Genomic DNA, 13,545 nt, shown 5'->3' on the forward strand with positions numbered 1-13,545 from the left:
CTTTGGGAGATGAAAGAAGATTTTCTTTTACAGCAACTGGCGCAGCGCGAGGCGCAGCATGCATTCCGCCGGCTGAGATTACCAGCGCCGGGATCGGTGGACTTCTGTTCCAATGATTATCTGGGGTTGGCACAGAGTGCCGCTATGCAGGAAGGAGTCCATGCTTTATTGCAGGCGAGGCCGTATATGCATGGCAGTACAGGATCGCGTCTGTTGGCCGGCAACTATGCCTGGGTGGAGGAAGCAGAAGAAATGCTGGCCACCTTTCATCAGGCAAAGGCAGGACTGATCTATAATTCAGGATATGATGCCAATCTGGGTCTGTTTTCGGCTGTACCACAGAAAGGAGATACCATCATTTATGATCAGCTGATTCATGCCTCTATCAGGGATGGTATACGCTTATCCAGGGCGCAGGCCTTTTCTTTTGTACATAATGACCTGGAGGATCTGCTGAAGAAATTGCAGCATGCTTCCGGTAATATTTTCGTGGCGGTGGAGTCTGTGTATTCCATGGACGGAGATTTTGCGCCTTTGCAGGAAATGGCAGCACTTTGCGACCAGCATGGTGCGCATCTGATTGTGGATGAAGCGCATGCGACCGGTGTAGTGGGGGCAAAAGGAGAGGGCCTGGTGCAGCATCTGGGTTTGCAGGATGCCTGTTTTGCGAGAGTACACACCTTTGGTAAAGCAGTAGGTTGTCATGGGGCGGTGGTGTTGGGGAGTCCGCATCTGCGGGACTACCTGGTGAACTTCTCCCGTTCATTTATTTACACAACAGCATTGCCTCCTACATCTATCGCGGCGATAGTGGCCAGTTATGAGTTGTTTCCATATATGCAGGCAGCCAGGGAACAGCTGTCCGCTTTAATCATCCGTTTCAGGAAAGGAGTAGCCGGTTTGAGTACAATATACAGCGAGACCCCCATACAGATCGTACTGACGCCAGGTAATGAAGAGACGCGCAGGATAGCGATCAGCCTACAGTCCGCCGGACTCGATGTCCGTCCCATCCTGCATCCGACGGTGCCCAAAGGCAAAGAGCGGCTGCGGATCGTATTGCACAGTTTTAATACGGAGACAGAAGTTGACCGGCTGATAAAGGCATTGGCAGGATAACGCCGATGCCTGCGGCATATTTTATGTATATTAGCAGAACAAGTAAGTACGTATGAGATTTGTTCCCTTTACCGTTTCAGCGGTGATAACCATTGCACTGATAGTTTGCCTTGACCGATCCTGGGGCTCACTTCCACCACTCGGACGCTTGTTAAGTCCGCAGGAAGGCTTTTGGCAGAACGCGACCTCTATCAGTAAAGATTACAATGAAGATTTACAGCTGCCTGGTCTGAAAGGAAAGGTGGAAGTCTGGCTGGATGACAGGATGGTGCCTCATATCTTCGCAGAAAATACTACTGACGCTTACTACGTACAGGGATATATGCATGCCCGTGACAGGCTATGGCAGATGGAGCTGCAATCTTTTGCAGCAGCTGGCCGTCTGTCAGAGATCCTGGGTGCAAAGATGATCCCTTATGATCGTCAGCAGCGCCGTAACGGGATGCTGTATGGCGCCGAACAGGCCCTGAAAGCGATGGAGGCAGATTCGGTGGCTGGTCCGGCGATCAACGCCTATTCCGATGGGATCAATGCTTATATCAACACCCTCACCAATGCGACACTTCCTTTAGAATACAAACTCCTGAACTATAAACCAGAGAAATGGACGCCGCTGAATTCAGCATTGCTGCTCAAAATGATGGCAGCAGATCTGGCTGGCGGTGCGAACGACCTGGTATACACCAATGCCCGCCGTCTCTTTAGTAAAGCAGACTTCGACAATCTGTATCCCGATTTTGGCGATAGTATCGATCCGATCATTCCCCGTGGTACACAATATCCGGCGCCGACGGTAAAGGTTACACCACCCGTGGATAGCATCCTGAATGCTGCCGGTCTTGCGCTGCACTTCAAAGAGGAAAGACCTGATCCGGACAACGGTAGTAACAACTGGGCAGTGGCTGGTTCGAAAACACGTGCCGGTGCGCCTATTCTTTGTAATGATCCTCACCTGGGTCTGAGTTTACCGTCACTCTGGTATGAAACACAGATCCATACACCCGATATGAACGTCTATGGTGCTACCTTACCAGGCGCGCCCGGTGTAATCATCGGCTTTAATGATCATATTGCCTGGGGCGTGACGAATGCGGCAGAGGATGTAAAAGATTATTACCTGATGCAGTTCCGTAATGGAAAGCAGCAATACCTTTTCAACGGCAGCTACCGCGACGCAGAAATGCGTATTGAGAAGATCAACGTCAAAGGAGAAGCACCTTATTATGATACTGTCGCTTATACTGTCTGGGGACCTGTTGTCTACGACAACGTCTTCCCGGATACGGCTACTAATCATCAGTTCCTCGCGATGCGATGGAAAGCACTCGATCCTTCTGTTGAGATCAGAACCTTCCTGGAACTCAACAAAGCGCATAACTACAATGATTACCTCGCGGCTTTAAAATATTACGCTTGTCCTGCGCAGAACTTCGCTTTTGCTGCTAAAACCGGTGAAATAGCACTCTGGCATAACGGACAGTTCCCTTTACGCTGGAAGGATCAGGGGAAATGGATCATGCCGGGTAGTGATAGCTCCTTTGCATGGCAGGGCTACGTGCCGCAAGGTGAGAACCCGCATATCTATAATCCTGCACGTGGCTTTGTGAGCTCTGCCAATCAGCATCCGACAGACAGTACCTATCCATACCGCTACGTAGCAGACTTCGACCTGTTCCGTGGCAAACGCATCAATGAAGTCCTGGCAGCTGACAGCCAGATCACGATACAGGATATGATGGACCTGCAAAACGATAACCTGAATCCTTTTGCGCGGGCCGCGCTGCCTTTGATCCGCAAACACCTGCCGGTGTCCCTGCTGACCGCTGATCAAAAGACCTACTGGCAGATCCTTGATAAATGGGATTTACAGAGTGGGCCTGACAGTAAAGCCGCTACTATCTTCAATATCTTCTGGGATGAACTGCAGTCATCCATTTGGGATGATGATATTTTAGTAGACAAAATGCCTTTACAACAACCCTGGGAAAAAACAACCCTGTTATGGTTGTTGCGGGACTCTTCCATGAAATTCATTGATAACATACATACAGTAGGGAAAGAGACGCTATCGCAGATTGTGCTGGGTGCGTTCACGATAGCGGTGGACAGTGCCAAATCATTAGACGCACAGAAGAAACTGGAGTTTGGTCGTTTCCGTGGTACGAATATCCGTCACCTGACACGGTCAATCATACCTTTCAGCGCAATGAATCTCCGTACAGGCGGTGGTCGCCATATTGTAAATGCGACAAAACAACTGCATGGTCCGTCATGGAAAATGGTGGTACAGCTGAGTGCGAAGACAGAGGCCTATGGTATCTATCCCGGCGGACAAAGCGGTAACCCGGGTAGTCCGTATTATGACAATGCAGTACAGGATTGGGTACAGGGTAAATACTATTTACTGCATGTGTTTGATCTGAAAGAAAATGATGATCCGGCAGTGAAGTTTAAGATACATTTTAGCAAGGGATAAACTTTTTTTAAGAAATATTTGGATCGAAATATATATTTCCTATCTTTGCACTCCCAATCACAAAAAGAGGGAATGATTCCGTAGCTCAGTTGGTAGAGCAATACACTTTTAATGTATGGGTCCTGGGTTCGAGTCCCAGCGGGATCACAGAAATGAAACGCTTCAAGTTGAAAGACTTGGAGCGTTTTTGTTTTATACAATTTCATACATTATCTTAATTATCAATCTTTAAGCTGGTTCCAGTTTCAGCGTGTAGCTTTTACAATGAATCATTCACACAGAAGAAAAGGAGTATAAAAATTCTTAAATCAACAAACTTGTTCTTTTAATATTTACTATTAAATCATTCAGCCAGCTTTAATCAAACTTGATCCCTATTATAGGTAGGTGTGTATCAGTGTTCTGAAGCAGTGTATAATATACTAATAAACCATCTTTGCGAGAGTTGTATATTTCAGCATTTCCAATTAAAATTTAATGACCCACATTTAGGGCAAATCATATACTCCTTATCAAGTTTGTCAAAATTGCACCTATTGCAAAGTCCATAAGTTCTATTAACATGAGCTACAATAAATTTAGCTTCCATATGGCTAAATCCACAAATATCGATAAGATATTTTACTGAATAGATAGGGGATTGGAGCTTCAATTCCGATATTCTTTTTTTCTCTGATAGACTTAATTCTGGAATTTTAATCCCCTCTTCTGGTAGACAATTTTTGCACTTAACATTCATAAAGCTCTTTTTATTCTTGAATATAGGACACATAGTTTGGATAAAACAATTTTCATATTAATATTTACTTTTTCCAATTAAAGATGTGTTTTTGTTCACTAATTGTTCTAGGACTTACCAACTAAATATGATCATTTATCTTGCCTTAGCAAGGTTACCTGTTAGATAACAAAATGTTGTTCCAGCAGCGTGATTACCTCACATGGCATAGGTTGTCTGGACATTTGCCTTGAAACGTCCAGACAGATCAATCAGCTCAATGGAGCGAATTTGTGAAACCAATATCCTTCTCCCGATATATTTATTTAAAAGTTTACGCATGATTGTATCGAAAAGGTAATCGGGGGACATATACCAAGAATAGCGCATCGAACTTTTATTATAAGATTACCGTTTTTCTACCATTATTACCCATTGGTGAAGAAAGAACGTCATCGTTATCATTCTGCTTTCCGTCCAGTTACAGATAAAAGACCCGAAGGATAGGGCATAGGATCGTTACAAACAAAAACGCTTCAAGTTTAAAGACTTGAAGCGTTGGTTGATATCCGAATTCAGATACAACAATCTAACATGCAATAAAAATTGTTACATTTTGTTTGTTGGGTATGGAAAGCCCTGCTAAATGATGTTTTAGATAAGGCACTCCACAGCGGGAGTCAGCGGATACTTGCTATCGCAGGAAGCGGGTGACTGCGCGTTTAAAGTCGGTGTTCTTTTCGTAATAGAGTAAGTGGCCGCCCTGGATGACATTAAGACGCTGATTCGGGAAGCGGAAATACCGGTAGTGGTCAGGGCCAATGTTATGGTCAGCCGCACCGGAAATGACTAGCACAGGAATATTAAGATCAGCGGTAGAAAGTCTGAAATCTGCAAAGTATTCCGGCATTAAGAGAGCTACGCGCCCGAAATCATAGTTTCGCGGGGCAGACCTGTCTATGCTGTCAAGCAGTGCTACATTCCTGCTATTATCTGACAACATCTGAAAGCCTTTGCCTTTCTCGCGAAGCGCAGTAATTGCAGCGACATAGGTGGAGACAATGGCACTTGTATCAGCAGTGGTAAAACTGGTGTCCAGGATCTTGTTAATATAGCCGATCTGGCTAAGTAGGGAATGATTGATACTTAGGGTAGCATTCAACATGATTAGCCCCGCCACATGCGTAGGATATTTCAGGGCGTAATGATATGCGGGGATACCACCGAAAGAATGCGCAAGTAAGTATACCTTATCCGCACCTGTTATCCGGCGAACATCCTCAATGTCTTCAACCATCCGGGAGAGGCTATAATCTTTATTTGCCGGGGATGTGGATCGGCCAGACCCTCGTTGGTCATAATAATACATGGTGAGATTCTCTTCCAATACATTTCCGCCTAAGGCTTCAAAAGATTTACTCCATGCACCTGGTCCTCCGTGCACAAAGATGCAGGGTTTTCCATGTCCGCTAACCTTCAGAAACAACCTTACTCCATCGCTGGTTACAATAGTGGTGTCGGGCTTTGTTCTTAGCTGGCTGAAAACCTGACCGGCGGTGAGTAGGAGAAATAGGAGGAGGGTGGCGATCTTTGAGATGTTCATCATAAGTTGATTTGTCGGATGGATGAATAAAAAAGGCCGGGAATGTCGCACCCTGAAATTACTTGTCGTAAAGTCAATACACATAAATTTAATAATAAGCGTTTAGATTAAAACGAATATAATTAAAATGTTAAGCATTAGTTGAATATCAATATAACATGATTACTTAACGGCTTGATGAAAAATGATCCTGGTGCCTATTGTTGGGGCATTAAAAGCTGTAACCACTTGATACCAATCAGCCCCCTATGTTTTTCCACATGCAGAGTATCGCCTCTTTCGAAGTGTGAATATTGCTGTTCCGTTGAGACTTTTCTAAAGACAGTGCCATTAATTCTCCGCAATAAAAAAGAACATTGCAGCTTACTGTTTGCAGGCATCTTTCTCGCCGATATTAGAAATGTTTCATTTTTAAGTTTAATCATTTTATACATCCAATCATCTCGATAATACGCACAACTTTTCTGATCTACATCTTCCCAATGAGCAATCTTCGCAATACTATCAGTATGGATAAGGTCAAAATAATAATTATCGCTATAGCCCTCAGTATCTGATCCGATAGTAGTTGAAAATTTGTTTATCAGGAAATATTTCTCTATTGAAGGCCGTGAATAGTCGAATGAATAATTTAATGCCAGCAGGAGCGGCAGCGCATAACAAAACAATCCGCCCCAAAGAATACTTTTATCCATTCTATGATAAGTCTTACCGGCAAATAGATAGCAATAAACTATACCAGGTAAGAAAATACTGACTAAAACCGACAGAAATTTAGTTTCATAAACAGAAAGCATGTGATATAATACAAACCCGTATAGGCAAGGAGTTAACAGGTCAAGACAAAAAGTTAATATATTATCTGGTGTTATTTTATTAAAGTAAAGAAAAAGGTGTCTTGTTACCGAAACGCAGAATAGCAGTAGTATGAGATATCCGAACCCAGAAGATAAGGGATCAGTACGTAGGACATAGATACACAATATTATTTTTACAACGGAAAAAATAATATTGCTGAACCTGATTCCTTCAATTGAGATAATAAACCTTTTTATTCTTCCGTTACTCATAGTAGCTGTGGTTATTTAGGCGATTCTTTGAAGCGATAGCTTACTGGTTTTCTGTGCCTCTATACTCTTTTAAGAAGTGGTTAGAAAGTGACAATATTTTATCAGGAGTCTGTTCCAGACCATGAATACAAAAAACAACTTCGTCATCCTTCGTTTTACCATCCACATGAAGGTGCCATATGGATGCTGTATAAGTTGCAGGACCGGTTCCATCGGTAGGACATATTGTATATTCTCTATCATTTGCTACTAATCTGAATCTTGTTATATCTTCCCATAACAGACGTTTTTCAGATCTGGTGCTGATCTTTTGAAAAAAGGCAAAGCAGCTATAAATACTTTTTCCTGGCGAGAGTAGTAATCCTTTATCTGACATTATTATCGAGGCTTTTAAAGGAATGCAGGTCGCAAGAAAATCGATAATAGAGGGAAGAAGAAATACAAATATAATAATGCCATACGCAATGGCATCCTGTTTATGCCTTGCTGTAAAGAATGCATATGAAAATAAGATAACCGGTATAGCTACTATCAACAACCATCCGAGGCTGGCTTCTATATTAGCATCAGTAGATCTTTTTATGATTATGGTATCCATAGTAACAATGCTTTTTTAGCGAAGGTGCCGTCGCCAGGGTTAATGTGCGTCTTATTCGCCAGTATGATATACGAATTTGCGTACGCAGCAGGATATCCTAAGTTACGACTTGTTTGTAAACAATTTCATATTTACCAATCCCATCTTTTCTTTGTATATATGATGCATCTCGGTACAGTTCTATTAACGCCGTTATTTTAAATTACTGCAGCTGTAGTGATAAACTATTTCTGAAATAGCCATAAACTATATTCGGATCTGATTTCAGGTTTGTGGAAGAGGTGCCTTCTGCGCCAGTTTTAAACCATTCTGCGGTCTTAGATCATATGCGCTAAAAAGGAATCGATTACGTAAAGTTTAATACATGTTCGTCTGACAATTATCAGATTTAATAACTTATATTAGCTATCAGAAGTGTGTACGATTTATAGTAATAAGTATGACAGGCTCCCGTTAAGCGTTTTCAAATTTCATCATAAAACCCTGGTATCTGGTTTAACCTAACAAAGACATTCAAAGACCCGACGAAGAGAATAACTCACAATAGGCCCATGAGGCACGTTCTGTACCGCACACCCTGATACCTGATACCGGTTATTTAATAATTCATCAACCCAATCAACGTCATGACCTAAAGTGATATTACTTAGCCAATTCCACGTTTTGAAGGGAACTTCCTGACTAACACTTTCCGAATCCGAAACAGCATCTGATAGCTTGTAAAAGCTACAAATGTATTATTCCATCGTTTAATGAAAAACATATGAAACCAGGAAACTGGAGAGCCGCTCTATGCAAGGGCCTCTCCACACTTCTCGTGTCCTTATTGCTGACTGGCAAGGGACTACCGGCATTTGCCTGGTACAATGCGACCAGCCTCTCGCAACAGCAGGCAGCCACGTTAAAAGGCATTATCAAAAATGCAAAAGGTGAATTTTTGGCTGGTGTAACAGTTAAAGTAAAAGGTGCCAACACGGGTACTGTCTCCAGAGAGGACGGCAGTTTTCAATTGCAGGTATCAGGAGCCGATAAAGCTGTACTTGAGGTCAGTTACATGGGATACCAGTCGCAGGAAATTGCAATCGGAGGCCGCAGTACACTGGAGCTCACCCTCGCAGAGAGCTCCAGTGGGTTAAATGAAGTATTGGTGATCGGATATGGCACACAGAAAAAAGTGTCTTCCACAGCCGCCATATCATCTGTAGGTGGCAAAGAACTGGCGAAAGCAACGGTCCCCAATATCTCAAATTCATTGGCGGGCAGAGTCGCCGGTGTGAGTATGCGACCTGATGGTGGTCAGCCGGGCGCCGATAATCCGGATATTCATATCCGGGGCATCGCCACTACAGGCAACAATGGCGCACTTATCGTGGTTGATGGTATTATCCGTAACAATATCAACGAAATACCTGCCAGTTCCATTGCTTCCGTAACGGTGCTGAAAGATGCTGCTGCGGTAGCGCCTTATGGCCTTGGTGGCGCTAACGGTGTATTGCTGATCACTACGAAAAAAGGAACAAATGGCCCACCGCAGTTATCTCTGAATGCTTATTATGGCGTGCAGACACCTACTTATTATCCTGATATGCTGAATGCCCAGGACTACATGCGCCTCCACAATGAAGCCTATCTTAATGAGAATCCAGGCGGCGCACAATTGCCTTACTCCAGGGACCTGATCGACGATTATCCGGCACTGAATGCAAAAGATCCTGACCGGTATCCGATCAGTAATACCAAAGATCTCGTGCATCTGCATGCGCCTATGCAGAACTACAACCTCCAGCTGACCGGCGGTTCACAATCAGTGAAGTATTTTGTTGCACTAGGTTATCTGAACCAGACTGGCATGTTTGACCCTGTTAAATATCAACGGTATGACTATACTGTCAATCTGGATGTACAGGCTACCAAAACCACTACGGTGAATGTTTCATTGATCGGTGCCTGGCAACAGACACGTTCTGTGGATGCCGCTACAACGGTCGGTAATCTGTTCCGCAGTGGCTATAAATTCATCCCGATTGCGAACCTGAGATATAGTAATGGTTTATGGGGAGAATTCGCAGGCAATTCTCCTATTGGCGTGCTCAATGCAGGGTACCAGCGTGATAATAAGAGCACGATGTTATCAACCCTTGCGGTCAGCCAGGAACTGCCATTCATACCAGGCTTAAGTCTCAAGGCTGCTTTCAGCTTCGACCCGATGCAAACCACCAGTAAAGGATGGCATACGCCGTTTTATTTCTATTCGCAGAATCTGTCTACCACGCCATATAGCTACACCAGGCAGATCTCCACTTCCGAGGGAAGCGCCGCTACATTTACATGGCTGGAACAGGAATATGCACAACAGCGAACATACACTTACCAGGGATATCTGAATTACAAACGCGCATTCGGTAAACATGACATCACTGGTTTGCTGGTAGCAGAAGCACGAGACAGCGACTCAAGTGCTTTTTCTGCCCGCAGAAACAATTTTGGCGTAAATATCGATGAGCTCAGCATGGGTAGTTCCAATAAAAATGACTTTGATAACAGCGGGTCTTCATCTACCGGCAGTCAGATCGGATTCGTATACAGGGTCGGTTATAGTTATGCTAACAAATACCTGGTGGAAGCATCCGGCCGTTATGATGGCCACTATTATTTTGCACCAGGCAAACGCTGGGGATATTTCCCGGCGGTATCTCTCGGCTGGGTGATGTCTGGTGAGCCATTCATGCAAAGAGTACCCTTTGTCAGTTATCTGAAATTAAGAGGATCATGGGGCAAATCTGGTAATCTTGCCGGAACATCCTTCCAGTATTTACAGGGTTATTCTTTGTATGGTAATGCCTATGCCTGGGGCAATGGCACTATGGTACAGGGATCTTTTGTACCTCGTGAAGCTAACCGCAACATCACATGGGAGATCTCAACTAAGACAGACATCGGGTTTGAAGCGTCATTGTGGAAGGGCGTACTGGACCTGGAAGTGGACTATTTCCGGGAAAGAAGAACCGGCATGCTGCTGCCGCCAGCTGTAACTATCCCCATTGAATATGGCCTTAATTTATCGGACGAGAACGAAGGAATCATGCAGAACCATGGTATTGAGATCACAGCGGGTACAACACATCAATTTGCAAACGGGCTGCGTATCGGCCTGAACGCAAACTTCAGTTATGCGCGTAATAAAATGTTACAGATCTTCGAAACATCCGCTACGCGTAATAATCCTAACAGAAGCCGGACAGGCAGGGCCCTCGGTACGCCGTTCGGTTATCACGCATTGGGACTGTTCAGTACTGCCGATGATAAGAATAATGACGGGATCATCAATCCGGCAGACGGTTATAATGTGATACAGTTTGGCAATTTACATCCTGGTGATATAAAATATGCAGATCTCAGTGGACCTGATGGAAAATCAGATGGAAAGATCGATGCCAATGATGAAACGCATATTGGTTATCCCAATTATCCATTGATCACCTATGGGTTCACACCATCTGCTTCCTGGAGAGGCCTGGATCTTAGCCTATTATTTCAGGGATCTTCCTTATCCAGTTTTAATATTGCAGGCTTCCAGACTATTCCCTTTAATAACAACAACAGTAATTCAGCGTATGAATACTATAATAACCGCTGGACACCCGGTAATCAGCAGGCGAAGTATCCACGGGCTAACCAGTCTCCCTACGCCAATAATACACAGACCTCCGATTTCTGGATGGCCAATACCGGGCTGCTGCGTCTGAAAACAGCGGTACTGGGTTATACTTTACCCTCCGCGCTCGCGCAGCGCTGGAAGATGCAATCCCTGCGTGTATATGTATCCGGGCAGAATGTATTCACCATCAGTAAATTGAATTTCATGGACCCCGAAGTGGGTTATACCGATGGAGAAACAGCTTATCCTAATCAGAAAGTGTTTGTGACGGGATTGAATGTAACCTTTTAGTTCATGCTTAAACAGGACCTATTATGAAACGTCTTATATACATCATGCTGCTCGCCGGATGCGTACCTTTTTTTTCCTGCACGAAAGATTTTCTGGAGAATAAGGACAAGACCCAATTAACGGATGAAATGCAATGGTCGACAGAAGGAGATGCCGATATCTTCCTCAATGATATTTATAGCAGTTTACCAAACTACTGGAATCAACCAGAGAACCTGGATAATTTCACCGATGACAATGATGCGGGGTTCTATTACACCTCCTACAATTGGAAACAGGGAATTGTATCTCCCGCAGGCACAGACTATACCGTATGGGGTGGCATTACCGGATCAGGCGATCTTACCAATTGGCCCGCCACTTTCACCGCCGTCAGAAAATGTAACACCTTCATGGCGAAGGTCCAGGCCTATGCCGCCAACTTTTCGGATTCCTGGAGACAAAGACGGCTGGACGAAGTACGCTTCCTACGGGCTTTCTTCTATAGTGAACTTTGGATGCACCTCGGCGGCCTTCCCATTATTACTAATGTACCAGATCGTAACGCCGGTGATAGCAGTCAGCTGTATTACCCAAGGAGCACGTTTGTCCAAACAGTAGACTTCATTACCAGCGACCTTGATACAGTTATTTTAAATGCCCATTTAGCTGTTAAATATAACAGGGGTGATGCTGATGCAGGTAGAGCTACCTTAGGCGCGGCACTGGCCTTAAAAGGTTGGGTACAGCTATATGCTGCCAGTCCGGCCTATAATGCAGCACAAGCAGCTGCGGGGGCAGACCCGCACCACGTGGCTGGTTACGGCCAATTTGACGCAAACAGATGGGCCGCTGCCGCTGCTACCTTCAGACAATTCCTGGATCAATTTGGCAACGGTCACCCTTATGGACTGTTTCCTGACCTGTCAGCTTTATGGTATGAAGCGAATGAGTATAATAGCGAAATGGTCTGGGACCGTCAGGTCGTAGCTGTCACTATGGGATCTTCCTTTGAACAATATGGTGGACCGGTATGGATCAACGGCGCCTATTATACCTGGGGCAATTACAATCCTACGCAGGAACTGGTAGATCAGTTTCAGATGGCAAATGGCAAAAGTATAGAGGACCCTGCATCTGGTTATAACCCTCAGCATCCATATGTTGGCAGGGAACCAAGGTTCTATCAATGGATCGTCTATGACGGTGCTCCATACAAAATGAACTGGATGGATAAGCAGGATACTATTTATACACGCATAGATAAAGTACGGCCCTCCAAAAATCAGATCGACTTCGGTACGGATGATGTCAGCAATACAGGATACTACTTTAAGAAACGGTTGAACCCACTCGTGAGACCCGGTGGAGGAACCATCAGTGGTGCAAACTTTATTTATTACCGCTATGCGGAAGTGCTGCTTGGATACGCCGAAGCGCAGAATGAAGCTGTAGGTCCGGATGCCTCTGTGTATGATGCAATGAACCAGTTGCGGGCCCGTGCGGGACTTCCGGATCTACCGCCAGCGCTCAGTAAGGACGGTATGCGCACTGCTATTTACCACGAGCGGCGTGTAGAGTTATGCTTTGAAAATAAACGATTTTATGATCTCATACGTTGGAAAACGGCAGAGCAACTGCTGATCCATGACAGACATGGCATGAAGATTTCCAATAGCATTCCCGGAGATAACAGCGGTGTATGGCAATATGAAGTTGTACCATTGAACCATCCGCATGTGTTCCTGCAGAAAATGTATCTCAATCCTATTCCACAGGATGTGATAGATCGCAATTCACGGGTCGTTCAGAATCCAGGGTATTGATATGCTGCTTAAATAAAAAGGGGGCGTGTAAAAAATGATTTTTGACACGCCCCCTAAACATGACGGATATTTCATCAGATCGCCTCACCATTTCGATTTCCTCTTTTGGCTATCTAAACTCCCCAGTCAGCGAACCGGGACTTAAACAATATAATTCGTGGCTATTTTTGAAGGGTTATCAGTCGGGTATCCGGATATCGATTGATA

The 13,545-nt window shown here is 44.5% G+C and carries 7 protein-coding genes and 1 tRNA gene; 5 read left to right on the forward strand and 3 right to left on the reverse strand.

Going from position 1 to position 13,545, the window contains the following annotated elements; all coding sequences use genetic code 11:
• Positions 1-9 precede the first annotated feature (9 nt).
• The 3 genes from BMZ72_RS33655 (at position 10) to BMZ72_RS33665 (ending at position 3,742) form a co-directional block, all read left to right on the forward strand.
• Positions 10-1,119, forward strand: a complete 1,110-nt coding sequence (locus BMZ72_RS33655) for an aminotransferase class I/II-fold pyridoxal phosphate-dependent enzyme (protein WP_089815468.1) — start codon at positions 10-12, stop codon at positions 1,117-1,119.
• 52 nt (positions 1,120-1,171) lie between these two features.
• Positions 1,172-3,595, forward strand: coding sequence for a penicillin acylase family protein (locus BMZ72_RS33660; RefSeq protein WP_089815470.1), 2,424 nt, complete (start codon positions 1,172-1,174; stop codon positions 3,593-3,595).
• A 74-nt stretch (positions 3,596-3,669) separates the two neighbouring features.
• Positions 3,670-3,742: transfer RNA gene (locus BMZ72_RS33665), tRNA-Lys, on the forward strand.
• 1,265 nt (positions 3,743-5,007) lie between these two features.
• Here BMZ72_RS33665 and BMZ72_RS33675 read toward each other — a convergent pair.
• From BMZ72_RS33675 to BMZ72_RS33685, 3 genes are all read right to left on the reverse strand, one after another.
• Positions 5,008-5,919: an alpha/beta fold hydrolase gene (locus BMZ72_RS33675; protein ID WP_255373362.1), complete on the reverse strand. Its 912-nt coding sequence runs from the start codon at positions 5,917-5,919 to the stop codon at positions 5,008-5,010.
• Positions 5,920-6,113: 194 nt separating this feature from the next.
• The gene (locus tag BMZ72_RS36435) at positions 6,114-6,611 is read right to left on the reverse strand and encodes a hypothetical protein (RefSeq protein WP_143087853.1); all 498 of its coding nucleotides are present in this window, start codon (positions 6,609-6,611) and stop codon (positions 6,114-6,116) included.
• Positions 6,612-7,026: 415 nt separating this feature from the next.
• Positions 7,027-7,584: a hypothetical protein gene (locus BMZ72_RS33685; RefSeq protein ID WP_089815478.1), complete on the reverse strand. Its 558-nt coding sequence runs from the start codon at positions 7,582-7,584 to the stop codon at positions 7,027-7,029.
• Between the two features lie 763 nt (positions 7,585-8,347).
• Between BMZ72_RS33685 and BMZ72_RS33690 the strand changes: the two genes are divergently transcribed.
• Together BMZ72_RS33690 and BMZ72_RS33695 are read left to right on the forward strand one after the other, a co-directional pair.
• Positions 8,348-11,533 carry a SusC/RagA family TonB-linked outer membrane protein gene (locus BMZ72_RS33690; protein ID WP_089815480.1) on the forward strand — a complete coding sequence of 1,062 codons (3,186 nt, stop codon included), beginning with the start codon at positions 8,348-8,350 and terminating at the stop codon, positions 11,531-11,533.
• Between the two features lie 23 nt (positions 11,534-11,556).
• Positions 11,557-13,338 carry a RagB/SusD family nutrient uptake outer membrane protein gene (locus BMZ72_RS33695; RefSeq protein ID WP_089815482.1) on the forward strand — a complete coding sequence of 594 codons (1,782 nt, stop codon included), beginning with the start codon at positions 11,557-11,559 and terminating at the stop codon, positions 13,336-13,338.
• Positions 13,339-13,545: the final 207 nt, after the last annotated feature.

Origin of the sequence: Chitinophaga sp. YR627 (genome assembly GCF_900114995.1) — a bacterium.
GTDB lineage: Bacteria > Bacteroidota > Bacteroidia > Chitinophagales > Chitinophagaceae > Chitinophaga.

Excerpts from the sequence above, each read along its gene's own strand:
- BMZ72_RS36435 (WP_143087853.1), bottom strand. The coding sequence starts at position 6,611 with ATGGATAAAAGTATTCTTTGGGGCGGATTGTTTTGTTATGCGCTGCCG.
- BMZ72_RS33695 (WP_089815482.1), top strand. The coding sequence starts at position 11,557 with ATGAAACGTCTTATATACATCATGCTGCTCGCCGGATGCGTACCTTTT.
- BMZ72_RS33655 (WP_089815468.1), top strand. The coding sequence starts at position 10 with ATGAAAGAAGATTTTCTTTTACAGCAACTGGCGCAGCGCGAGGCGCAG.
- BMZ72_RS33675 (WP_255373362.1), bottom strand. The coding sequence starts at position 5,919 with ATGATGAACATCTCAAAGATCGCCACCCTCCTCCTATTTCTCCTACTC.
- BMZ72_RS33660 (WP_089815470.1), top strand. The coding sequence starts at position 1,172 with ATGAGATTTGTTCCCTTTACCGTTTCAGCGGTGATAACCATTGCACTG.
- BMZ72_RS33685 (WP_089815478.1), bottom strand. The coding sequence starts at position 7,584 with ATGGATACCATAATCATAAAAAGATCTACTGATGCTAATATAGAAGCC.
- BMZ72_RS33690 (WP_089815480.1), top strand. The coding sequence starts at position 8,348 with ATGAAACCAGGAAACTGGAGAGCCGCTCTATGCAAGGGCCTCTCCACA.